Origin of the sequence: Microbacterium atlanticum, assembly GCF_015277815.1 — a bacterium.
Taxonomy (GTDB): domain Bacteria; phylum Actinomycetota; class Actinomycetes; order Actinomycetales; family Microbacteriaceae; genus Microbacterium; species Microbacterium atlanticum.
In genome coordinates this window covers 3,386,779-3,408,063 of record NZ_CP063813.1, presented here as the reverse complement: position 1 = coordinate 3,408,063, position 21,285 = coordinate 3,386,779, and the positions used below count along the sequence as shown (strand labels likewise).

General features: G+C 74.0%; 21 protein-coding genes. 12 read left to right on the top strand and 9 right to left on the bottom strand.

Annotated elements, in window-relative coordinates; genetic code table 11:
• Positions 1 to 57: 57 nt before the first annotated feature.
• The 7 genes from IR212_RS15585 (at position 58) to IR212_RS15555 (ending at position 5,570) form a co-directional block, all read left to right on the top strand.
• A complete protein-coding gene (locus IR212_RS15585; RefSeq protein ID WP_228479372.1) occupies positions 58 to 1,632 on the top strand; it encodes a protoporphyrinogen/coproporphyrinogen oxidase in 1,575 nt (524 codons plus the stop codon).
• A gap of 98 nt (positions 1,633 to 1,730) precedes the next feature.
• Positions 1,731 to 2,120, top strand: a complete 390-nt coding sequence (locus IR212_RS15580; RefSeq protein ID WP_194396763.1) for a hypothetical protein — start codon at positions 1,731 to 1,733, stop codon at positions 2,118 to 2,120.
• Between the two features lie 4 nt (positions 2,121 to 2,124).
• Positions 2,125 to 2,526, top strand: a complete 402-nt coding sequence (locus IR212_RS15575) for a phage holin family protein (RefSeq protein WP_194396761.1) — start codon at positions 2,125 to 2,127, stop codon at positions 2,524 to 2,526.
• Positions 2,516 to 2,794, top strand: a complete 279-nt coding sequence (locus IR212_RS15570) for a hypothetical protein (protein WP_194396760.1) — start codon at positions 2,516 to 2,518, stop codon at positions 2,792 to 2,794. Before IR212_RS15575 ends, IR212_RS15570 begins: the two co-directional genes overlap by 11 nt.
• 198 nt (positions 2,795 to 2,992) lie before the next feature.
• Positions 2,993 to 3,835 carry a uroporphyrinogen-III synthase gene (locus IR212_RS15565; protein ID WP_194396758.1) on the top strand — a complete coding sequence of 281 codons (843 nt, stop codon included), beginning with the start codon at positions 2,993 to 2,995 and terminating at the stop codon, positions 3,833 to 3,835.
• A gap of 6 nt (positions 3,836 to 3,841) precedes the next feature.
• Entirely contained in the window at positions 3,842 to 4,825 is a 984-nt protein-coding gene (cofD, locus tag IR212_RS15560; RefSeq protein WP_194396756.1) for a 2-phospho-L-lactate transferase, read from the top strand.
• Between the two features lies 1 nt (position 4,826).
• Entirely contained in the window at positions 4,827 to 5,570 is a 744-nt protein-coding gene (locus tag IR212_RS15555) for a sulfite exporter TauE/SafE family protein (protein WP_228479371.1), read from the top strand.
• 24 nt (positions 5,571 to 5,594) lie between these two features.
• Here the strand turns inward: IR212_RS15555 and cofC are convergent, their stop codons facing one another.
• From cofC to cofG, 4 genes are read right to left on the bottom strand one after another with little or no spacing between them, the layout of a single operon-like run.
• The gene (cofC, locus tag IR212_RS15550) at positions 5,595 to 6,323 is read right to left on the bottom strand and encodes a 2-phospho-L-lactate guanylyltransferase (RefSeq protein ID WP_194396753.1); all 729 of its coding nucleotides are present in this window, start codon (positions 6,321 to 6,323) and stop codon (positions 5,595 to 5,597) included.
• Positions 6,320 to 7,333: a glucose-6-phosphate dehydrogenase (coenzyme-F420) gene (fgd, locus tag IR212_RS15545; RefSeq protein ID WP_194396752.1), complete on the bottom strand. Its 1,014-nt coding sequence runs from the start codon at positions 7,331 to 7,333 to the stop codon at positions 6,320 to 6,322. Before fgd ends, cofC begins: the two co-directional genes overlap by 4 nt.
• 10 nt (positions 7,334 to 7,343) lie before the next feature.
• Positions 7,344 to 8,822, bottom strand: coding sequence for a flavin-containing monooxygenase (locus IR212_RS15540; protein ID WP_194396751.1), 1,479 nt, complete (start codon positions 8,820 to 8,822; stop codon positions 7,344 to 7,346).
• Positions 8,819 to 11,173 carry a 7,8-didemethyl-8-hydroxy-5-deazariboflavin synthase CofG gene (gene cofG / locus IR212_RS15535; RefSeq protein WP_194398724.1) on the bottom strand — a complete coding sequence of 785 codons (2,355 nt, stop codon included), beginning with the start codon at positions 11,171 to 11,173 and terminating at the stop codon, positions 8,819 to 8,821. Before cofG ends, IR212_RS15540 begins: the two co-directional genes overlap by 4 nt.
• A gap of 173 nt (positions 11,174 to 11,346) precedes the next feature.
• Here cofG and IR212_RS15530 point away from each other — a divergent pair, with 173 nt between their 5' ends.
• Positions 11,347 to 11,811, top strand: coding sequence for a hypothetical protein (locus IR212_RS15530; protein WP_194396750.1), 465 nt, complete (start codon positions 11,347 to 11,349; stop codon positions 11,809 to 11,811).
• A gap of 12 nt (positions 11,812 to 11,823) precedes the next feature.
• Here IR212_RS15530 and IR212_RS15525 read toward each other — a convergent pair whose 3' ends face one another.
• Both IR212_RS15525 and IR212_RS15520 read right to left on the bottom strand, forming a co-directional pair.
• The gene (locus tag IR212_RS15525) at positions 11,824 to 12,645 is read right to left on the bottom strand and encodes an ABC-2 transporter permease (RefSeq protein WP_194396749.1); all 822 of its coding nucleotides are present in this window, start codon (positions 12,643 to 12,645) and stop codon (positions 11,824 to 11,826) included.
• Positions 12,642 to 14,183: an ABC transporter ATP-binding protein gene (locus tag IR212_RS15520; protein ID WP_194396748.1), complete on the bottom strand. Its 1,542-nt coding sequence runs from the start codon at positions 14,181 to 14,183 to the stop codon at positions 12,642 to 12,644. The genes IR212_RS15525 and IR212_RS15520 overlap by 4 nt, the downstream gene beginning before the upstream one ends.
• A gap of 149 nt (positions 14,184 to 14,332) precedes the next feature.
• Here IR212_RS15520 and IR212_RS15515 point away from each other — a divergent pair, with 149 nt between their 5' ends.
• The 4 genes from IR212_RS15515 to IR212_RS15500 are packed head-to-tail and all read left to right on the top strand — an operon-like array spanning position 14,333 to position 17,803.
• Positions 14,333 to 15,406 carry an enoyl-CoA hydratase/isomerase family protein gene (locus IR212_RS15515; protein WP_194396747.1) on the top strand — a complete coding sequence of 358 codons (1,074 nt, stop codon included), beginning with the start codon at positions 14,333 to 14,335 and terminating at the stop codon, positions 15,404 to 15,406.
• A gap of 17 nt (positions 15,407 to 15,423) precedes the next feature.
• Positions 15,424 to 16,266, top strand: coding sequence for an LssY C-terminal domain-containing protein (locus tag IR212_RS15510; protein WP_194396746.1), 843 nt, complete (start codon positions 15,424 to 15,426; stop codon positions 16,264 to 16,266).
• Positions 16,263 to 16,832 carry a hypothetical protein gene (locus IR212_RS15505; RefSeq protein ID WP_194396744.1) on the top strand — a complete coding sequence of 190 codons (570 nt, stop codon included), beginning with the start codon at positions 16,263 to 16,265 and terminating at the stop codon, positions 16,830 to 16,832. The genes IR212_RS15510 and IR212_RS15505 overlap by 4 nt, the downstream gene beginning before the upstream one ends.
• Positions 16,833 to 16,876: 44 nt before the next feature.
• Positions 16,877 to 17,803 (top strand): J domain-containing protein, encoded by a 927-nt coding sequence (locus tag IR212_RS15500; protein WP_194396743.1) that lies wholly within the window; start codon positions 16,877 to 16,879, stop codon positions 17,801 to 17,803.
• Positions 17,804 to 17,805: 2 nt separating this feature from the next.
• Here the strand turns inward: IR212_RS15500 and IR212_RS15495 are convergent, their stop codons facing one another.
• The 3 genes from IR212_RS15495 to IR212_RS15485 form a co-directional block, all read right to left on the bottom strand.
• Positions 17,806 to 18,567: an SDR family NAD(P)-dependent oxidoreductase gene (locus IR212_RS15495; RefSeq protein ID WP_194398723.1), complete on the bottom strand. Its 762-nt coding sequence runs from the start codon at positions 18,565 to 18,567 to the stop codon at positions 17,806 to 17,808.
• Positions 18,564 to 19,424, bottom strand: a complete 861-nt coding sequence (locus tag IR212_RS15490; protein ID WP_194396742.1) for a fumarylacetoacetate hydrolase family protein — start codon at positions 19,422 to 19,424, stop codon at positions 18,564 to 18,566. The genes IR212_RS15495 and IR212_RS15490 overlap by 4 nt, the downstream gene beginning before the upstream one ends.
• A 61-nt stretch (positions 19,425 to 19,485) precedes the next feature.
• A complete protein-coding gene (locus IR212_RS15485; RefSeq protein WP_228479369.1) occupies positions 19,486 to 21,252 on the bottom strand; it encodes a D-alanyl-D-alanine carboxypeptidase family protein in 1,767 nt (588 codons plus the stop codon).
• Positions 21,253 to 21,285 lie beyond the last annotated feature (33 nt).

Here is a 21,285-nt window from a genome sequence, read left to right as displayed (position 1 = left end):
CAGTCTCCCACCGCGGCGCCTGCGGTCGCACGCGCGGCGGATGGGAGGATGGATGGCGTGACCGCCTCCCTGCCCCCTTCCGACGGCGGCGACTCGTCCGGAGCCGCCGGGCGCCTGGGCCCGACCGCGGAGCCGCTCGCGGACCTCGTCGCCCAGGCCAGCGACACGCGGGTCGTCGTGATCGGGGCAGGCATCGCAGGGCTCGTCGCCGCGTGGGAGTGCGCGAAGGTCGGCATGGCGGTGACGGTGGTGGAGGCATCCGCTCGCCTCGGCGGCACGATCGCGACCACCCGGATCGCCGGCCTCGACCTCGACACCGGCGTCACGTGCTTCTCCACCCGTGGCGGCGCGGTGCGGGCGCTGATCGGCGACGTGCTTCCCGACGTGACGATCGCGCGCCCTCGCGACGACAGCGCGTGGATCGCAGGACTGCCGCGGGGTGCCGCCGCGCCGCTGCCGGTGGAGCAGGTGCTCGGCATCCCCGCCAACCCGTGGGACGAGAGCGTCCGCCGCATCATCGGGTGGGGCGGCACGTGGCGCGCATACCTGGACCGCCTCCGCCCGCCCCTCACCATCGGCAAGCAGCGCAGCCTCGGCAGGCTCGTGGGCGGACGCATGGGCGACAAGGTGCGTGACCGTCTCGTCGCGCCGCTCAGCCTCGACCGGTTCGGCGTCGCGCCCGACGACGTCGACGTCGAAGTCGCCGCGCCCGGACTCGGCGCGGCGCTCACCCGCACCGGCTCGCTGGGCGGCGCGGTCGCCGATCTGCGCCTCGACACGTCGCGCGGCGGCGGCGTCGAGACCCTGCAGGGAGGGATGCCGCAGCTCGTGGCCGCCCTCGCCGCGCGGCTCCACGAGCGCGGCGTCGTCATCCGTCCCGCCGCGCCCGCCACCGCACTGGCGCGGCACGACGGCGCGTGGACCGTGTCGCTCGACCACGCCGGGCCGGCCGGGGCGGACCCGGGCGCACCGGCACCTCCTCCGGAAGAGGCGACGCCGCGCGAGCTCACGGCCGACGCGGTGGTCGTCGCGACCGACGAGGCCACGGCCCGCGCACTCCTGGGGCCGGTGCTGGGCGACGGCGCGTTCGCCGAGGTCGTCCCGGCCGGCATCGCCCGGGAGGTCGTCACACTCGTGCTCGACGCGCCCGCCCTCGACGCGGCTCCGCGCGGCGCGCACGTGCACGCGGTGCCCGGGTCGGGCCGGGCCAGCGGTCTCGTCCACGAGACCGCCCGGTGGGAGTGGCTGGCGTGGGAGGCGGGCCCGGGCCGGCACGTGGTGCGGGTGGCGTTCGGCGGGCCGGATGCCGCCCCCGCCACGGCCGGACTGAGCGACGCCGAGGCCGCCGAGCTGGCTCGGGGCGAGGCATCCGCTCTGCTCGGGGTCCCGCTCGACGCGCACGTCGTCGCGGGATTCCACCGCGGTGCCTACCAATTGGCGCCGCCGGTGTCGGCGATGGGTCAGCGGGAGCGCGCCGCCAGGGTGCGCGCCGACCTCTCCCGGGTGCCCGACCTCGCCGTGGTGGGCGCCTGGCTTGCCGGGAGCGGGCTCGCGCGGGTCGTCGCCGACGCCCAGGAGCAGGCCGATGCACTGCGTCGCCGCGTGCTGTGGGGGATCGGACCGCAGAAGTGAACACCGCGTGACGAGCGGTGTCAAGGGTGGATGCCGGAATCGGCATACAGGGCTACCCTGAGAGGGTCGTCAGGTCACACCGAGCGTGAGGAGACCCCATGAAGGGCAAGGCAGGACTCGTCGTCGGGATCGCCATCGGGTACGTGCTCGGGAGCCGAGCCGGTCGCGAGCGCTACGAGCAGATCAAGGAGCAGTGGCTCAAGGTCTGGAACATGGACCCGGTGCAGGAGCAGGTCGGCAAGGTGAAGGACTTCGCCAAGTCGCAGGCGATGGCGCTGCCGTCCACCCTGTGGGACTCGGCGGTCAAGGTCACGAAGGCGGCCGGCTCGAAGGGCACCCCCGGACAGCGCCTGGATGCCGCGATCAACGTCGGCGATGAGTCCCTCGACGACGTCGAGCGCGCTGCGCAGACCTCCGCGCAGGCCGTGACGGACGCCGTGGACGACGCCGTCGAGGACGCGTCCCAGAACGGACGCGGCGGAGCCTGACGTGATGACGACACCGCGTGGCTTCCGCGACCGCGCGGACGACAGCCTGCTCACCCTCATCGGGGAGATCCCGGAGCTGGTCCGCAACCTCGTCATCGCCGAGATCGACGCCGCCAAGACGTGGCTCGCCCGCACGGCGAAGGACGGCGGGTGGGGCGCCGTCTGGGTGTTCCTCGCCCTGTTCGTGCTGTTCTGGTCGGTGCCGGTGCTCGGAACGATCATCATCGCGGTGCTCGCGATCTGGATGCCGATCTGGGCGGCGGCCCTCATCGTGTTCGTCGTCATGGTCCTGCTCGCGGCGGTGTTCGCCTTCATCGGCTACCGCCGCTTCCAGAAGATCGGCGAACGCCAGAACCCCGTGGAATCGATCGCCCTCGACGTGAAGGAGGTCCGCGATGAGCTCTGACGCCCTCGTGCCGGTCCCGCGCACCGCCGTCCCGCTCGGGATCGCCGACCCGGTGGTGCAGGCGCGCACCGAGCTGAAGGCCGCGCTCGCGGCCATCGAAGAGAAGGCGAACGTCCCCCGGCGCGCCGGACGCGCGCTGGACGCGGGCATCGATCGGGCACGCGCGTTCCAGCGGAGCAACCCTGCCCTCGCCGCCGTCGCGGTGATCGCGTCGGCGGCCGCGGTCGGCGCCGCCGTGTGGGGCTTCGTCCGCCTCTACACCCGCTGAGGCCCACGCCGCCTCCCCGCCCGCCCGTGCGCCAGCCTGCGCGCGGTCCCCTCGTCGCGCGGTGAGGGGTATGCTCGTGAGGCAAGGCAGTGCAATGGTGCGTATGCTGCCGATCGCGCGAGCCCGATTCGAATCGCGCAATCGGCTGCTCGAACGTCGTGGGCGGCCGACTTGAGCACCACCGAGAGTCGACCCCTTATGAACACCGCCGCAGCACAGCACCAGCCCGCCAAGCCGCTCACCGGCTGGCGCGTCCTCGTGCCCCGCGGCGGCCCCTGGGGCGACGGCGTCGCCGCCACACTGCGCCGCCAAGGGGCGACCCCCGTCATCGCGCCGCTCATCAACTTCGCGCCCACGAACGACCAGGCCACCCTCGAGCAGGCGATCGCCGACCTCGCCGCCGGCGCGTTCGACTGGCTCACGGTGACGAGCGCCACGACCGTGGACGTGCTCTACGCCTACCGAGCCGTCGTGCCGCCGACGACCAAGGTCGCCGCCGTGGGCGAGACGACCGCGGCCGCGCTGCTGGCCGTCGGGTACCGCGTCGACCTGGTGCCCGAGCGCGACAACTCCGCCGCGGGCATGGCCGAGCAGCTCATCGCCCTCGAGCCCGAGGCGCGCGACATCCTCACGCTGCGCAGCGAGATCGCCAAGCCCGTGCTCACCCGCATGCTCACCGAGGCCGGCCACCGCGTCCGCAGCGTCGTGGCCTACCGCACGGTGGGCGTCCCGGTCACCGATCGCATCGCCGGGGACGTGCGGTCGGGTCGCATCAACGCCATCCTCGTCACCAGCGGGTCGGTCGCCGAGCAGGTCCACGACCAGTTCCCCGTCATCCCCCGCACCACGCTCATCGCGGCCATCGGACCCCGCACCGCCCGCGACGCCCGCCGCGCGGGACTCGACGTCGACGTCGTCGCCGACGCGCAGACGGTGGACGCCCTCATCGACGCCGTCGCCAAGTTCGACCTGCCGCACGCCGCCGACGAGTTCGCCCCGAAGACGGGCGTGCTGCCGCAGCTGCGCGCCGACCGGAGCTGACGGTCGGTGACGGGCGCACCGCGCGTCGTCGTGCTCGCGGGCGGCGTCGGCGGATCGAAGTTCGTCCTCGGCGTGCGCTCGGCCCTTCGGGCGCGCGGTCTCGACGATCCCACCGCGCACCTGACCGTCGTGGTCAACACCGGTGACGACCTGTGGCTCTCGGGCGTGCGCCTGCAGCCCGACGTCGACTCGATCACGTACGCCCTGGCAGGCGTCAACGACGCCGAGCGCGGGTGGGGCCGGGCGGGCGACACCGAGCGGGTCAACGGCGAGCTGGGGGAGTGGGGCGCCGGCTGGCCCTGGTTCACGCTCGGCGACCTGGACCTCGGCACGCACCTCGCCCGCACCGGCTGGCTGCGCGAGGGCCTCACGCCGACGCAGGTGCTGGAGCGGATGTCGCACCGCTGGCGCCTCGGAGCACGTCTGCTGCCCATGACCGACGCCGAGGTCGACACCGTCGTGGTGCTGCGCGACGGAACGCGCCTGCATTTCCAGGAGTGGTGGACGCGCCACCGCGCCACCCTCGCTCCCGCGCGGTTCGAGAACCCCGGCATCGGTGACGCCCTGCCCGCTCCCGGGGTGACCGAGGCCATCGCCGCCGCCGACGCTGTGCTCATCGCGCCCTCGAACCCGGTCGTGTCGATCGGACCGATCCTCGCGGTGCCCGGCGTGCGCGAGGCGCTGCGCAGCGCGTCCGCGCCCGTCGTCGGCGTCTCGCCCATCATCGGCGGGAAGGTCGTCCGAGGCATGGCCGACGTCTGCCTCACCGCGATCGGTGTCGAGACGTCGGCGGCCGCCGTCGCCTCGCTCTACGGCGCGCGCGCCGCCGGCGGCGTCCTCGATGCCTGGCTGATCGCCGAGGAGGATGCGCCCGCCGCCGCCGAGGTGGCCGGGCTCGGCATCCGTCCCCTCGTCCGCCCGCTGTGGATGACGGATGCCTCCCGCCGGACCGCGCTCGGCGAGGCGGCGCTCGCCGCGGCCGGGGTCTGACGTGCCGGAGCTCGCCTGGTGGGCGTGGGCGCTGCTCGGCCTCGCGGCGGTGACCGTCGGCCTGTCGAAGACCGCTGTTCCCGGAGCGGGGACGATCGCCGTCGCGATCTTCGCCGCCGTGCTGCCGGCGCGGCAGTCGACCGGCGTGCTGCTCCTGCTGCTGATCGTCGCCGACGTGTTCGCGGTCACGATGTACCGCCGCCACGCCGACTGGCGCACCCTGCTGCGCCTGGCCCCCGCGGTCGTCGTCGGGGTGCTCGCCGGCGTCGTCTTCCTGTGGTTCGCCGACGACCTCTGGGTCAAGCGCACGATCGGCGTCATCCTGCTCGCGGTCATCGCGATCACGCTGCTGCGGCGGCGTTTCGTCTCGCAGGTCGACACCGCAGGCCCGCACCGGGTGGCGGCGGCCACCTACGGAACACTCGGGGGCTTCACCACGATGGTCGCGAATGCGGCCGGCCCGGTGATGTCGATGTACTTCCTCGCCGCCCGCTTCGAGGTGAAGGCCTTCCTCGGCACGGCGGCGTGGTTCTTCGCGATCGTGAACCTGTTCAAGGTGCCGTTCTCGATCGGCATCGGGATCATCACCGTCCCGGGGCTGCTCATCGACCTGGTGCTCGTGCCGCTCGTCGTGGCATCCGCGTTCCTCGGCCGCTGGCTCGCCGACCGCCTGTCGCAGACGGTGTTCGAGAGGCTCGTCATCGTCTTCACGATCGTGGGCGCGGTCTACCTGCTCGTCGCATGAGCGTGCCTCGGCGGGTCCGGGCGGTCAGCCGGCGAGCAGTGCCGCCGTGCGCGGCCCGAGACCGAGCGCCGCGGCCGCCGCGAGCTGCTCGGCGGTGTCGACGTCGCGACGCAGGGTGGAGGCATCCGCGATCGGAAGAGCGTGGAAACCGAGCGCCGTATGCCGCGCGAGCGACCCCTCGCCGAACGACGACGCCCACTCCACGCCGACGCCGGCGGTGACCAATGTCGAGCCGGTGCCCTCCGCGTCGGCGACGACGGCGCGGTCGACGGATGACGCGGCCCGCAGCGCGTCGGCGAGATCGCCGGACCGGAGGGCCGGAAGGTCTCCGAGAAGGGCGGCCCGAGGCATCCGTCCTCCCGGATCCACGGCCGCGACGCCCGTGGCGACCGCCGCGTCGAGCCCGCGCGGCTCGCCCTCGGGGACGAACCGCAGCGCCGGGATCGTCGCCGCCTCGCGCGCGAGCGCCGCGTCGTCCGACACCACCACGACCTGGGCGACGAGCTCGCACGCGGCGGCCGACGCAAGGGTGTCCAGGGCGATGGCCCGGGCGAGGTCGGCGCGGCCGACGCCCTCGACGTCCAGGCGCGACTTGCCGCGCGCCGACGGCTTGACCGGCACGACGACCACCCACCGCGGCCGGCGGAACTCCACAGATTCGCCGGCCGACGCGGCCCCCGGGGCGGAAACCGGCGCGCCGGCCGCCCACTCGGTGGAGTTCTGCCGCGGCCGCCGCCCGAAGAGCGGGGTCACGCGCCGTACTTCGCCCGCAGTCGCGGCAGGATCTCGTCGCCGTACATCCGCAGGAAGGTGCCCTGGTCATGGCCGGGGTCGTGGAACACGAGGTGGCGGAAGCCGAGCTCGACGTACCACGAGATGCGCTCGACGTGCTCGTCGGGGTCGTCCGACACGATGAACCGCGACGCCGCGCGCTCGATCGGCAGCGCCTCGCCGAGCCGCTGCATCTCGATGGGGTCGTCGACGCCCATCTTCTCGTCGGGCGTGAGCGCGAGCGGCGCCCAGAACCGGGTCTTCTCACGCGCGGCCTCGAGCGACTCGTCGAGCGACACCTTCACCTCGATGAGCGTGTCGATGGCATCGGGTGCCCGACCGGCCTTCTCGAGCCCTTCGTGCAGCGCCGGCAGCAGGGTGTCGGTGTAGAGCTCCCGCTTCTTCCCGCTCGTCGTGATGAAGCCGTCGGCGATGCGGCCCGCCAGGCGCGTGGCCGCGGGCCCGGCGGCTCCGATGTAGATCGGCACGGGCTCCGGCAGCTTGTCGTAGATCGTGATGTTGCGGGCGTGGTAGTAGGTCCCGTCGAAGGTGACGCGATCCTCCGACCAGAGCCGGCGGATGAGGCCGATCGCCTCCTTCAGCCGCTGGAAGCGCTCCGGCGGCTCGGGCCACGCGATCCCCAGGTTCGCCTCGTTCAACGCCTCGCCGGTGCCGACGCCCAGGATCACGCGCCCCGGGTACATCACGCCGAGCGTCGCGAAGTCCTGCGCGACGACCGTCGGGTTGTAGCGGAACGTCGGCGTCAGCACCGACGTGCCGATCAGCACGCGCGAGGTCTTCGCGCCGAGCGCGCCGAGCCAGGGGACGGATGCCGGGGCGTGGCCGCCCTCGTGCAGCCACGGCTGCAGATGGTCCGAGATGAACACCGAGTCGAAGCCGGCCTCCTCCGCCTGGATCGCGTAGTCCAGCAGCTCGGCGGGGCCGAACTGCTCGGCGGAGGCCTTGTAGCCGAAGCGCATGGGAACGGGCATGGGTGTCCTCTCAGCGGGAAGCGGGGGCGGGTTCGGGCAGGAACTCCGAGCCGTCGGCGCGGGCGAGCCGCGCGCGGAAGGCGTCGACGGTGCCCGGCCACAGCAGGGTGAGCCGGCCGGAGCGGTCGTCGACGTACCAGTTGCGGCATCCGCCGGTCATCCAGCGGGTGGATGCCGCGGCCTTCGCGATCTCGTCGGTGTAGGCGCGCTCGGCTTCCGGGTCGACCCGCAGCACCCGTCCGCCCCGGCCGTAGAGCACGCGCGTGACGTACGCGGCCTGCTCCTCGATCATCAGCACCGACGACGAGTGGCCGAGCGACGCGTTCGGCCCGTTCAGCACGAAGAGGTTGGGGAAGCCGGCGACGACCGTCGAGGCGAACGCGGTCATGCCGCCCGACCAGTGCGCGGCGAGCGCCGTGCCGCCCTCGCCGAGGACGAGGTCGGCGTAGGGCTGGCGTGTCGAGGCGAACCCCGTTGCGAGCACGAGCGCGTCGGCGTGATGGCGCGAGCCGTCGGAGGCGACGAGCGTCGACCCCTCGACGGCGGTGAGCGCGCCGCGCACGAGCGAGACCGCGTCGGACGCGACGGCCGGATAGAAGTCGTCCGACAGCAGCACCCGCTTGCAGCCGAACGCGTAGTCCGGCGTCAGCGCGGCGCGCAGGGCCGGGTCGGCGATCTGCCGCTCCAGGTGGGCGCGGGCGACCGCCTCCGCCTCGGCGGCGGCCTCGGAGTCGCCGGAGCGCGACGCGAACCGCTCCTCGCCCTCGGCGTAGAGGTCGGCGCGCAGCTCCTCGAGCGCCTGCGGGGTGGTGCCGAACCGAGCGCGGTCCGCGTCGGAGTAGGCATCGCCGCCGCGCGGCACGATCCACGCCGGCGTCCGCTGGAACAGGGTGACGTGCCCCGCCGTCCGAGCGAGCTCGGGCACGATCTGGATCGCGCTCGCGCCGGTCCCGACGACGGCGACCCGCGCGCCGGCGAGCGGGGCGGAGTGGTCCCACCGCGCGGAGTGGAAGAGCGGCCCGGGGAAGGTCTCGAGCCCGGGGACGCGGGGGATCGACGGCTCGGTGAGCCGCCCGCACGCCAGCACGAGCACGTCGGCGATCACCTCGTCCGCCGGCGAGCCGGCGCGACCGGTGCGCAGCCGCCAGAGGCCGAGCGCGGCATCCCACGTCGCCCTCTGCATCGCGGTGCGCAGCCGCAGGCGGTCCCGCAGTCCCTCCGCGTCGACGACGCGTTCGAGGTACGCGTGGATCTCGTCACCCCTCGCGTACGTGCCGGACCAGGAGGGGTTGGGGTGGGCCGCGAAGCCGTAGAGGTGCGAGGGGACGTCGCACGCGATGCCGGGGTAGGTGTTGTCGCGCCACGTGCCGCCGACGGATGCCGCGCGCTCGAGCACGACGAAGTCCTCGCGGCCCGCACGGCGCAGCGCCGACGCCATGCCGATGCCCGCGAACCCCGCGCCGACGATCGCGACCTCGACGCGGGTCATCGGTCGACCTGGCCGTACGTGGTGGTGCGCAGGCGGAACGGCCGGAACATGCGGGCGACCAAGGCGGCGGCATCCGTCACCGGCAGTTCGAGACCGTGCTCGACGCCCGCCGCGGGCTTCACGCGCCCGTCGAGCAGCGTGCCGCCGAGGTCGTCGCCGCCGGACTGCAGGAGGATGACGGATGCCTCGCGCCCGACGCGCGTCCACGGGATCTGCACATGCGGGATGCTGCCCGACAGCAGCAGGCGCGACACGGCCACCATCGCGCGGTGCTCGTCGATCGCGGCGCGACCCGTCACCAGCGGCACGCCTCCCGCCGGGCCGGGCAGGGGGATGGGGACGAACTCGGTGAAGCCGCCTCCCGTTCCCGCGCTCGCCGCAGCGTCCTGGAGCTCGCGCAGCCGCCGCAGGTGCGCGATGCGCTCGGCGGCGGTCTCGACGTGGCCGTAGAAGAGCACGCTCGTGGAGCGGAAGCCCGCGCGGTGGGCGGCCGTGATGCCCTCGACCCACCGGTCGATGTCGAGGTCCCCGGGCGCGACCAGCGCGCGGACGCGCTCGCCGAGCACCTTCACGCCGGTGCCCGGCACGGTGTCGACGCCGGCCTCGCGGAGGGCCGCGAGGGCGCCCGCGAGGCCGAGCCCGCCGCGATCGGCCAGGTCCCACACGTCCTGGGGGCGGTAGGCGTGCAGGTGCATGCCGGGCGCCGCCGTCTTGGCGGCGCGGGCGATGTCGAGGTAGCCCGCCGGGTCTTCGCCGGCGGGCAGGAGGCCCTGCACGCAGAGCTCGGTGGCGCCGAGATCCCACGCGTCGGCGGCGATGGCGCCGACGTCGTCGAGTGTGAACGTCGTCGGGTCGTCCGTGGGCGCGGCGCGCAGCCCGGAGGAGGTGAGGTTGCGGTTCACGACGAGCGTGACCGCCTCGCCGACGGTGTAGCGGCGCACGTCGTCGGCGGTCGCGGCGAGCACCTCGAGGTCGGCGCCGGTCGCCTGGAGCAGCCGTATCCACTCCGCGGGGTCGAGGGCGAGCGGGTCGGCCGCCGCCGTCTCGGTGAGGCGTCGCACCCCCCTGTCGGCCGCGGGGTGGGAAAGAAGCGGGCTGGACTGCCCGGAATCGGCGCCGGAGGGCCCCGGGGAGCCGATTCTGCCCGGAGCCGTCACACCGGCGGCGGCAAGGCCCGTCTCCGGATCCGCGAGCGCGGCGACCGCCGGCTGCAACCCGGGGTCGATCCACGTGTCGGCGTCGAGCACGAACTCCGGCTGGGCCGTCAGGCGCTCGCGCAGCTCGAAGCCCAGCTCGGCGGTCATGCGCGCGAGGTCGTCGAGGTGCGGCCACGGGCGCTCGGGGTTCACGTGGTCGGCGGTGAGCGGCGAGACACCTCCCCAGTCGTCGGCGCCCGCGCGGACGAGCAGGCCGAACTCGCCGGGGTCGGACAGGTTCGGGGGCACCTGGATGCGCATCCGCGGGCCCATCACGAGCCGCGCCACGGCGACGGCGGCGACGTACTCGCGCAGGTCGGCGTCGGCGGCGCCCTGCATCGCGGTGCGGGGCTTCGCGCGGAAGTTCTGCACGATCACCTCCTGCACGTGCCCCTGCCCGCCCACCCGGTGCCGCTCGTGCACCTCGCGGATCGCGACGAGGGACTCGGCCCGGTCGCGCACGCTCTCGCCGATGCCGACGAGGATGCCCGTCGTGAACGGCACCCGCTCGCGTCCCGCCGCGTCGAGGACCTCGAGGCGCACCGCCGGGTCCTTGTCGGGCGAGCCGAAGTGCACCTGACCGGGCTCCTCGAAGAGCCGCCGCGACGTGGTCTCGAGCATCATGCCCATCGAGGGCGCGGTGGGGCGCAGCGCCCGCAGCTCGTCCGCGGTCATGACGCCGGGGTTGGCGTGGGCGAGCAGGCCGGTCTCGGCGGTGACAAGCCGTGCGATGTGGGCGACGTACGCGATGGTCGATGCGAACCCGTGCGCATCGAGCCACGCCCGTGCTTCGGGCCACCGCTCCTCGGGGCGGTCGCCGAGCGTCAGCAGCACCTCCTTGCAGCCCAGGGCCTGTCCCTGCCGCACGACGGCGAGCACCTGCTCGGGCGTCATGTAGGCGGGTTTGTGCTTCGTCCGCAGCTGTCCGGGGGTGTCGACGAAGACGCAGTAGTGGCAGCGGTCGCGGCACAGCGTCGTCAGGGGCACGAACACCTTGCGCGAGTAGGTGATCACGCCCGAGCGAGCGGATGCCGCGAGCCCCCCGTCCCGCACCGCCGCGGCGAGGTCCAGCAGGCGCTCGAAACGGTCGTCCGTCGCGGTCAGCAGCGCCTCGGCGTCGTCGACCTCGAGCCGCTGGCCCGCTCCCGCGCGCATCAGCGCCGCGTCGACGGCGGCTGCGGACAACGGCGCCGGGACGGTGACGGGGCGGGACACGACGGTCACCGACCCAGTCTTGCACCGGACGCGCACGAAGAGGACCGCCGATCGTTGCCCTCCCGTAAGCAAATGAGCCCGGATCTGCCCGGAGCCGCTGGCACACTAGAGACATGGTGACGCTGCTGCTCGACTCGACGCAGCTCGAGGTCGTGCTCTCGCTCTCGGAGCGCGCCCTGTCATTCCGCAAGGGGAATGTGGTGATCGAGCGCTCCGCCATCACCCGCGTGCAGCTGACCGACGACGCGTGGACGTGGCTGCGCGGCTACCCGAGCCCCGGCTCCTATGTGCGCGGTGTCATCGCGATGGGCACCTGGCGCTCCGCGGGCGGCGACGACTTCGCCCTGATCCGCCGCCGCCGGCCGAGCGTCGTGATCGACCTCGAGGGGCACCCCGAGTACCAGCGCATCATCCTGACGACGCGTCACGGCCTCGCGCTGGTGCAGGCGCTGCGGGTCGAGGTCGACGAGCAGCCGGCCGATGTCGCCGAGATCGCAGCCGAGACCGGCACGACCCCGGTGATCCCCGAGAAGAAGCCGCGCGCCCGCAAGCCGCCCGCGGCCGCCCCGGTCGTCTGACGCGCCGGCGGGTCAGCTGACGTCGCGCCGCCAGCTCACCAGGTGCCCGAGCACGACGAACACCACGGCGTAGCCGAGCAGCACCAGCCCGCCGACCCACCAGTCCAGTTCGGAACCTGCGCCGGTCTGCGGCATCCCGACGCTGTACACGCTCGCGCCCACGAGCGCGTCGCTGGCCGCGCCGGGCAGGAACCGCGTCGCGTCCGAGAGCCCCTCGACGAACGCGGCGGCGGTGCGGCCGATCGGCTCGATGAACTGGGTGAACACGAGCACCCCGACGATCGCCCCGACCTGGTTGCGCACGAGGGCGCCGATGCCGACGCCGATGAGAGTCCACAGGACGGAGGCCAGCAGCATTCGTCCCAGCATCGCCCAGGTGTCGGGCTCGGTCAGCGTCGTGTCGAGCCCGAAGCCCGCGAGCAGCGCAGCCGAGGTGCCGACCGCCGCGAGGACCCCGATCACCCCCAGGACGACGCCGATGAGTGCCGCGACGGCGAGCTTGGCGACGAGCACGCGCCCGCGTCGCGGGGTCGCGAGGAACGTGGGCGTCAGCGTCTTGTGGCGGAACTCCGCGGTCACCATGAGCGTGCCCACCAGCAGCGGGAAGACGTACCCGATCGTGGTCGCGGTGCTGTACAGCGTCGCGGCGAGGCCCTCTTCCGGGAGGGGCGGCGCGTCTCCGGGGAGCGACCCGGTCGCGGCCGCCGCGTAGATGAAGGCGAGCGCCGCCGCCGTGACGGCGACGTAGGCGAAGAGGACGAGCGCCAGGATCCACCAGATGCTCGTCGAGAACAGCTTGGTCGTCTCCGCGCGCGTCGCGGCGGTGAGGCTCATCGTGCGCCCCCTTCGTCGTGACGGGATGCATCGTCGGGGGTGTCAGGGGAGGGGACGGATGCCTCGTCCCGCCCGTCCTCCGCCCTCTCGGCGCTCCCGTCGGCGCCGTCACCGGCATCGAAGGCCGCGAAGAACGCGTCGGCCTCCCGGTCGGACTCGGTCTTGACGTAGTGCTCCCAGGGCCGGTCGTCGACGTCCGGCGGCTCGGCCTCGAGCTCGTCGTCGACGGCGGCGACGGCCGCCACGTCGGGGTCGGCGTCCTCGGGCGCCCACGGGTCGTCCTCGGCCGCGGTGACAGGGGCGGCGGGCACGATGTCGATGACGCCGGTGCTCGCGACCGCGTAGGACGCGGCCGACGCCGGCCCCGCCGGTCCGGACGGCTCATCGGCCGGCTGCTCGCCGTCGGCGCGTTCGGCAGCCCACGCGGCGCCGGCCGCGGCGGCGAGCGCGGATGCCGCCCCCGGAGCGCCGGTCGCCTCGGCGTCGAGCTCTGCCGACGCGAGCGCCGACTCACCCGCCTCGTCCCGCTCCGCCGCGGCGTCGGCAGGTGCGACCTCGGCGGCGGCCGGCGCGGGCGCGACCTCGGCGGCGGCGGGCGCGGGGGCCGCATCGGCCGCGGCCCCACCCGGCGCGCCGGCGTACACGCGCGTGCCGTTGACGAGATCCAGGAAGACCTCCTCGAGCGCCGGACCCCGGCGGTGCAGCGACGACAGCGCGACACCCGCTCCGGCGGCGATCGCGCCGACCGCCGCGGTGTCGCGGCCGCGCACCGTCAGCCCCGAGCGCAGCACCTCGAACGGCACGTCCGCCGACCGCAGGGCGGCCACCAGCGCCTCCCGGTCGGGCGCGTCGACGACGGTCGCGTGCTCGGCGGTGTCGGCGAGCTCGTCGAACGAGCCCTGGAAGACGAGCCGCCCCCGCGAGATGATCAGCAGCGCGTCGACGGTCTGCTGCACCTCCGCCAGCAGATGCGACGAGACCAGCACGGTCCGCCCCTCGGCGGCCAGCTCCCGGAGGAAGCCGCGCATCCAGCGGATCCCCTCCGGGTCCAGGCCGTTCGCCGGCTCGTCGAGCACGAGCACGCCGGGGTCGCCGAGCAGCGCGTAGGCGAGGCCGAGGCGCTGGCGCATGCCGAGCGAGAATCCGCCGACCTTGCGGCCTGCGGCATCCGTCAATCCGACCAGCCCCAGCACCTCATCGACGCGCGATCGTGGGATGCCCGCGGCCTGCGCGTAGATCGTGAGGTGCGCGGCGGCGCTGCGGCCGGGGTGGAAGCTGGATGCCTCGAGCACGGCGCCGACGGTCTGCAGCGGCCGCTCGAGGTCGGCGTAGCGCCGTCCGCCGATCGTGGCGGTTCCGGCGGTCGCCCGGACGAGGCCCAGCAGGATGCGAAGGGTCGTCGTCTTGCCGGCGCCGTTGGGTCCGAGGAAGCCCGTCACCCTCCCCGGTTCGACCTGCGCGGTGAGGCCTGCCACCGCCGTGACCGCGCCGAAGCGCTTGGTGACATCTGCGAACTCCAGCAGCTGGCCATCGGGCATGCCTCACCCTCTCGTGGTCGTGACGAGCGATCCCGTGGGGCTACGGACGGGGCCGCTCCTTTGCGGACTGGAAGCAGAACTCCGTCCCATCCTGGCGGAAATCCGGTGCCGGCGTGGAACGAGTTCTCCTGCCCGGTAACGTTGCGACCGTGACCGACCCCGTCGACGCCGCCTCGGAGCCTGCCGTCCTCGCGAGCACGAGCGGCGGTCTGGGCCGGCTCACGCTCAACCGGCCGCGCGCGATCAACGCCCTGAACCTCGACATGGTCCGCCGCCTCCACGAGACGCTGGACGCGTGGGAGCACGACAGCGACGTGGATGCCGTGCTGCTCGACGGGGCCGGCGACCGGGGCCTGTGCGCCGGCGGCGACGTCCGCGGGCTCGCCGAGCAGGTGACGAGCGGCCGCCCCGAGGACGCGGCGCTGTTCTTCCGCGAGGAGTACGCGCTCAACGCGCGCATCGCCGAGTACCCGAAGCCGTTCGTCGCCTTCGCCGACGGCATCACCATGGGCGGCGGGATCGGGGTGGCGGGGCACGCGCGCATCCGCATCGTCACCGAGCGCTCGAAGCTGGCGATGCCCGAGACCCGCATCGGCTTCACCCCCGACGTCGGCGGCTCGTGGCTGCTCGCGCACGCCCCCGGGCGCCTGGGGGAGTACCTCGGGCTGACCGGCGCGGTGATGGATGCCTCCGACGCGATCTACGCGGGATTCGCCGACCACCTCGTGCCGCACGAGAACCTCGACGCCCTGCGCGATGCCCTCGAGACCCGGGCGGACCCGTCCACCGCGACCGAGCTGGTCCTGCTCTTCGACGAGACCGCCCCGCCGTCCCCCCTCGAGGCGGCGCGCGCGTGGATCGACGACGCGTTCGCCGCCGACACCGTCGCCGAGATCGTCGAGCGGCTCCGGGCGCGGCCCGAGCCCGAGGCATCCGCCACCGCCGCACTGCTGGGCGAGCTCTCGCCCACCGGGCTCGCCGTCACGCTCGCGGCGGTCCGCAGCGCCCGCACGCTGCCCGGTCTGCGCGACGCGCTCGCCCAGGAGTACGGTCTGGTCATGTGGTTCGCCGCCACGCAGCCCGACCTCGCCGAGGGCATCCGCGCGCAGGTCATCGACAAGGACCGCTCGCCGCGCTGGCAGCCGGCGACGATCGCCGACCTGCCCCCGGACCTGGCCGCGTCGGCCCTCGCCCACCGCCCCGACGTCCCGCTCTGGGGCTGACGGGCGCCGGGGAGACCATGAGCAGCCGGCGGCGCGCCTACTCCCTCGGGGTCGCGATCGACTGGTTCTTCTTCGTCTTCGCCGGTGCGGCCGCGCTGTGGCTGGCCTACCTCAGCTTCACCGAGACCTTCCGGGTGGGGTGGTGGGGCGTTCCCTTCTTCATCGCCTTCTGGGTCTTGCTGGCCTACCTCGTGCTGCCGAGGCTGCACCGCATCCTCACCACCGTCTACGTGCCGGACTACTTCATCGGCCGCACCCGCACCAGCGACGGCCTCCTCGGTGATCCGGTCAACCTCGCGTTCCTCGGCACCGGCGAGCAGATCCAGGCGGCGATGCGGGCGGCCGGCTGGACCCCGGCCGACCCGGTCACGCTCGGCTCGTCCTGGCGGATCATCACGTCGACGCTCACCCGCCGCAGCTACGACGAGGCCCCCGTGAGCCCGCTGTTCCTCTTCGGCCGTCAGCAGGACTTCGCCTACCAGCAGGAAGTCGACGGCAACCCCGCCCAGCGGCACCACGTGCGATTCTGGCGGTGCCCCGACGGGTGGCTGCTGCCCGGCGGGCGGCGCGTGGACTGGCTGGCGGCCGGCACGTTCGACACCAGCGTCGGGCTCTCGCTGTTCACGCTCCAGGTCACCCACCGCATCGACGCCGACACCGATGTCGAGCGCGACCACATCGTCAAGACGGTGACGGATGCCGACCCCCGCGTCGCCGTGGACGTCATCGCCGATTTCGCCACGGGCTATCACGCGCGCAACGGCGGCGGCGACAGCATCCGCACCGACGGCGACCTGCCGATCGTGGACGTGCGGGCGCTCCCCGCTCCCCCCGCCGACCCGGAGGACGTGACGGCATGAGCGTCGCACCCCCGCCCCCCGATCCACCGCCGGTGCCCCAGAAGCGGCCCGCGTTCGAGCCGCCGGGACGACTGCTGAAGCCGACCGGGTACGACCCCGACATGCGCCGGCCGCCCACGATCGTCGCCGGCACGGCCCTCGTCCTGCTGCGGGTGCTGGCGGGCATCGTGGTGCTCGGCGGTCTCGCCCTCGGCTGGGACGACCTCATCGACGACCCCGGGGCGATGCTCGACGGGTTCGACCCGTCCCCCGAGGGCGCACAGGCCGCGCTGTGGCTCGTGCTGGCGGCCGGCGGCACGGTGCTGCTCATCGACATGCTGCTGGCGATCCTGGTCTACCGCGGGCGCAACTGGGCGCGCGTGATCGTCATGGTCATCGCGGCGGGCTCGATCAGCACGTCCTTCTTCGCGTGGTGGGCGCAGGGGCAGGAGATCACGCTGGACAGCACGTTCGTGTCGCTGAGCCTGGACATCCTGGTCCTCCTCGCCCTCTCGAGCCGCAGCGCGGCCGCGTACGCGCGGCGCAACGAGCGCCGCGACGAGCCCGTCCCGGGCACGGTGCCGTAACCTGAGTCCGGCCGCGGCGCGCGGCAGACCCGCGGGAGGATCCGGTGTTCGACAGTCCGCTCTCGGCGTCGGCGTACGAGGTGCTCGCCGTCGACCCCGACGTCGATGACGAGACGCTCCGCAAGGCGTATCGCCTGCGCCTGCGGCAGACCCATCCCGACACCGGCGGCGACGCGGCCGTGTTCATCCAGGTGCAGCGGGCGTGGGAGCTCGTCGGAACGCCCGAGGCGCGCGCGGCGTATGACCGCGGGCACGGGTTCGGCGATGCGGCGCCGCCCGAGTGGTCGGGCTGGCGGCCGCCCGCGGCGCGCACCGACACACGCCCTCGCGCCCGCTCCTACGGCCATCCCGGCGGGTGGCGGCGAGAGCGCTACCTCACGCTGATCCGCGAGTGGGCGGGCCGGGGCGTGACGGTCGACGACCCCTACGACCCCGCGCTGGTGCGCTCCGCGCCGGTGGGTCTGCGACGCCTCCTCGCCGATGCGCTCGCCGAGGAGGCCACGGCGCGCATCGTGGCGGACCTCGGCATGGGCTACACCGTCTGGCACGACGTCGCCGCCGCCGGGCGGGGCGGCGACCCCGACGCGAAGATCGACCACATCGTGCTCGGGCCGAGCGGTCTCTACGGCGTGCTGTCGGAGGACTTCGGAGGACCGGTGCGGATCCGCCGCGGCGAGTTCGTGGGCGACGGGGTGCCCGGCACGCCCATCGCCGAGCTGCTCGGGCGCATGCGCGTGATCGCCCGCGCGGCAGGCGTCCGCTTCAGCGGTGCCGTGGTGGTGCTGCCCGACGAGGACGTGCTCGAGCCCATCGAGGAGCTCGGCAAGGTCCGCGGCGTACGCGTGGCCGTGGCATCCCGCAGTGCCCTCAGCACCGTGCTGCGGCGCGGCATCACGGGAGCGCGCGACATCGGCGGGAACGAGGTCTTCGACTACCGCACCCGCCTGCAGCAGACCGTGAGCTTCGCCTGACCTCAGCCGCGGGCGGGGCGGAGCCGGAGACCCGACATGCCGCCGTCGACCTCGAGGAACGTGCCGGTGGTCGACCCCGACAGCGGGCTCACCAGATAGAGCACGGCGCCGGCGACCTCGTCGGCCGACACGAGGCGCCCGTGCGGCTGACGCTCCTCGAGCGCTGCCCGCTCGGCGACCGGGTCGGGTGCCTGCTCCAGCAGCCGGGCCACCCACGGCGTGTCGGCGGTGCCGGGGTTCACCGCGTTGACGCGGATGCCCTCGCGCAGGTGGTCGGCGGCCATCGCCCGGGTCAGCGCCAGCACAGCCCCCTTCGACGCGCTGTACAGTGCGCGCTGCGGCAGGCCCGCTGTGGCGGCGATCGACGACGTGTTGCAGACCGCTGCGGCCGGCGACCGGCGCAGCCACGGCAGAGCCGCAGCGGTCACCCGCGCGATGCCGGTGACGTTGACCGACAGCACCCGTGCCCACTCCTCGTCGTCGTTGGCGGCCACGTCGCCCTGCGCGCCGATGCCCGCGTTGTTGACCACGATGTCGATGCGGCCGAACCGCTCGGCGACCTGGGCGACCGCCCGCTCGACAGCGGCGCGATCCGACACATCCGCGGCGAAGGCGGCGAACCGCGGGTCGACGCCCGCGGTGTCGCGGTCGAGGACCGCGACCTCGGCGCCCTCGGCGGCGAGCCGGGCGGCGATCGCCGCGCCGATGCCCGACGCCCCGCCGGTCACGACGGCGACGAGGCCCTCCAGCTGCGGACCGCTCATCGCGTCGCCCGCCACGCGATGAACTCCTGCCGCTGTGCGCCGAGGCCCTCGATCTCGATCTCCACGACGTCGCCCGCGGCGAGATAGGGGAACCTCCCCGACAGGGCCACGCCCTCGGGAGTGCCGGTGAGGATCAGGTCGCCGGGTTCGAGGGTCAGGAACTGCGACAGATGCCACACGATGTGGTCGACGGGGAAGATCATGTCGGCGGTGGAGGAGTCCTGCCGCGGCTCGCCGTTGACGCGGCTGTGCAGGCGCAGCGCCTGCGGATCGACCTCGTCGGGGGTGACCAGCCAGGGCCCGGTCGGGTTGAAGCCCGGCGCGCACTTGCCCTTCGACCACTGCCCGCCCGAGACCTCCAGCTGGAACGTGCGCTCCGAGACGTCGTTGGCCGCCACGAAGCCCGCGATGTGCGCCGCGGCGTCCGCGGCAGAGTCGAGATACGCGGCGCGCCGGCCGATGACGACTCCGAGCTCCACCTCCCAGTCGGTCTTCTCGCTCCCGCGCGGGATCGTGACCGGGTCGAAGGGGCCCACGACCGTGTTGGGCGTCTTGAGGAACATCACCGGCACGCTGGGTGGCGCCGAGCCGGACTCGGCGGCGTGCGCGGCGTAGTTCATGCCGATGCACACCACGGCGCTCGGTCGCGCGATCGGGGCGCCGACGCGCAGTCCCGCTGCGCCGTCCAGCTCCGGGAGCCGCCCGTCGGCGATCGCCGCGGACGTGCGGCCGACCGGGTCGTCGGCGAGGAAGGTGCCGTCGATATCGGAGGTGAGCGGTCGCAGATCGAGGTGGCGGCCCGCGTCGAGGACGACGGGGATCTCGCCTGCGGGCGGGCCGAGTCGCGCGAACTTCATTGCTCTCCTGGAGTCTCGGCGCGGGCCCGAGACGATGCCCCGGTGGCCCGCGGGGCCTGGCTCAGTCGTTGAGCCCGAACAGATCGAGCGGGTGCGTGAGGCGCCACCACGGCGAGGGATCGGGCACGTCGCCGTCCAGTCGCAGCTCGACGGTGGCGTCGTCGAGCGGCCCGCGCACGGTCAGCGAACCGACGACGTCGCCGTCCTCGCGGCCGTCGCCGAGGTCGTACGTCGTCGTGACGGCGCCCGTGCCGCCGTTCCACAGGATCACCGCCGCGTCGCCGGTCGTGACGACGTCCACCTCGTCGCCCCATCTGGTCTCGACGACACCCGCGACGGTGCCGGCGGTGACGGAGGGGCGCAGCTGAAGCTCCTGCTCGAGCTGGGAGTAGATCGCCCGGGAGGCGGCGAGCCGAGCGTCGTCGTCGGGCTGCCCGAGCACCGATGCGTAGAGGCGGACGGTCGTGTCGCCGACCGTGACGTCCTTGGCCGACAGCAGGTTCCACTCGTCGAGGGTGCCGGTCTTGATGCCGACGACGCCCGGATCGGCCAGCAGCTCGTTCGTGTTCTCGACGAGGCCCGCTCCGGGCAGCTCGGTCGTCGGCTTGGCGACGATCTCGGCGATGACCGGATGTGCCAGAGCCTTCTGCGCCAGGGTGATGAGCGCCTCGGGCGAGGCCGCGTTGCGCGCATCCATCCCCGTGGGCTCGACGACCTGCACGCCAGGCACGCCGTGCGTGCGGAGCCACTCGTTCGCCGCCGACGCGTAGACCGCGTCGGAGGGCCACAGGTTCTCCGCGAGACGGTCGGCGTAGTTGTTCGCCGACCCGATCAGCATGCCCTCGAGCATCTGATACTCGGTGAGCGTGCCGCCCACCGGCACGTCGAGTGCCGACTCGCCGCGTGCGCGGTACTGCCAGTACTCGGAGTTGTCCGCCCCGGTGAAGCGGAACTCGGGGCCCGCTTCGCCGAGCGCGAGGGGCATCTCATCGAGGACGACGAGGGCCGTCACGACCTTGGTGATGCTCGCGATGGCCGCCGGATCGGGCGACGACGAGAGCGTCCCGGGGATGCCGGCCACCGCTTGGGCCGCGCTGCCCTCGGCGGGCCACACCGGGACGGCGGTCGGCGCGGCCTGCGGCTGCACCTCGATGGCGGTGACCGCCGGCGCCACGGCGTGCAGCGGCCAGAGCAGGGTCGTCGCGGAGTAGGCGCCCACCAGCCCCGCGATCACGAGTGCCGGCACCACCACCCCGGGGCGCAGCGGCGAGTCGCGCGGGGGATCGGCGAGCAGGCTGGGCTCGACGGCGACGTATGGCACCGATGCCGCCACGAGGTCCGGGGGCGTCGAGGCGGCGGCGAGGGCGGTGTCGTCGACCCACGCGAGGGCCTGCGTGCCGTAGGACGCCGACGGCGCTTCGCCGCCAGCCGGGCCGGCGAGGGTCGCGACCGGGTCCGGGGCGGCGGGCTCGACCGGCTCGCCCTCCGGCGGCGACGCGGTGCTGTCGAGCTGTTCGACGGGCGTGAACTCCGTGGTGACGCGTCCCGGGGGAGGCGCGAGCGTGGTCTCCGGCGGGTCGAACGCGGGTACGGCCGGGGCTGCGGTCGCGACGGTGCCGCCGAGCGGCACCGTCGCGATCGTCGGGGGAGCGAGCGTGACCTCCTCCGGCGCCGTGTGCGTTCCCGGGTGCGACGTGTCGGCGGCGCCGCCGGTCGGCATGGTGAGGGTCCCGCTCTCGACCGGATCCTCGGGCGCTCCGCCCGGCACGACCCGCGACCGCGCGCGCAGCGCGCGGCGCGTGGGCGCGGACGCGTCGTCGAGGGTCACGCACCCAAAGTACCCGTCAACCGGGCGGTATAC

Coding starts and splice junctions, on each gene's coding strand:
- IR212_RS15580 (WP_194396763.1), top strand. CDS start 1,731: ATGAAGGGCAAGGCAGGACTCGTCGTCGGGATCGCCATCGGGTACGTG.
- IR212_RS15575 (WP_194396761.1), top strand. CDS start 2,125: ATGACGACACCGCGTGGCTTCCGCGACCGCGCGGACGACAGCCTGCTC.
- IR212_RS15570 (WP_194396760.1), top strand. CDS start 2,516: ATGAGCTCTGACGCCCTCGTGCCGGTCCCGCGCACCGCCGTCCCGCTC.
- IR212_RS15565 (WP_194396758.1), top strand. CDS start 2,993: ATGAACACCGCCGCAGCACAGCACCAGCCCGCCAAGCCGCTCACCGGC.
- fgd (WP_194396752.1), bottom strand. CDS start 7,333: ATGCCCGTTCCCATGCGCTTCGGCTACAAGGCCTCCGCCGAGCAGTTC.
- IR212_RS15540 (WP_194396751.1), bottom strand. CDS start 8,822: ATGACCCGCGTCGAGGTCGCGATCGTCGGCGCGGGGTTCGCGGGCATC.
- cofG (WP_194398724.1), bottom strand. CDS start 11,173: ATGCGCGCGGGAGCGGGCCAGCGGCTCGAGGTCGACGACGCCGAGGCG.
- IR212_RS15530 (WP_194396750.1), top strand. CDS start 11,347: ATGGTGACGCTGCTGCTCGACTCGACGCAGCTCGAGGTCGTGCTCTCG.
- IR212_RS15525 (WP_194396749.1), bottom strand. CDS start 12,645: ATGAGCCTCACCGCCGCGACGCGCGCGGAGACGACCAAGCTGTTCTCG.
- IR212_RS15520 (WP_194396748.1), bottom strand. CDS start 14,183: ATGCCCGATGGCCAGCTGCTGGAGTTCGCAGATGTCACCAAGCGCTTC.
- IR212_RS15510 (WP_194396746.1), top strand. CDS start 15,424: ATGAGCAGCCGGCGGCGCGCCTACTCCCTCGGGGTCGCGATCGACTGG.
- IR212_RS15505 (WP_194396744.1), top strand. CDS start 16,263: ATGAGCGTCGCACCCCCGCCCCCCGATCCACCGCCGGTGCCCCAGAAG.
- IR212_RS15495 (WP_194398723.1), bottom strand. CDS start 18,567: ATGAGCGGTCCGCAGCTGGAGGGCCTCGTCGCCGTCGTGACCGGCGGG.
- IR212_RS15490 (WP_194396742.1), bottom strand. CDS start 19,424: ATGAAGTTCGCGCGACTCGGCCCGCCCGCAGGCGAGATCCCCGTCGTC.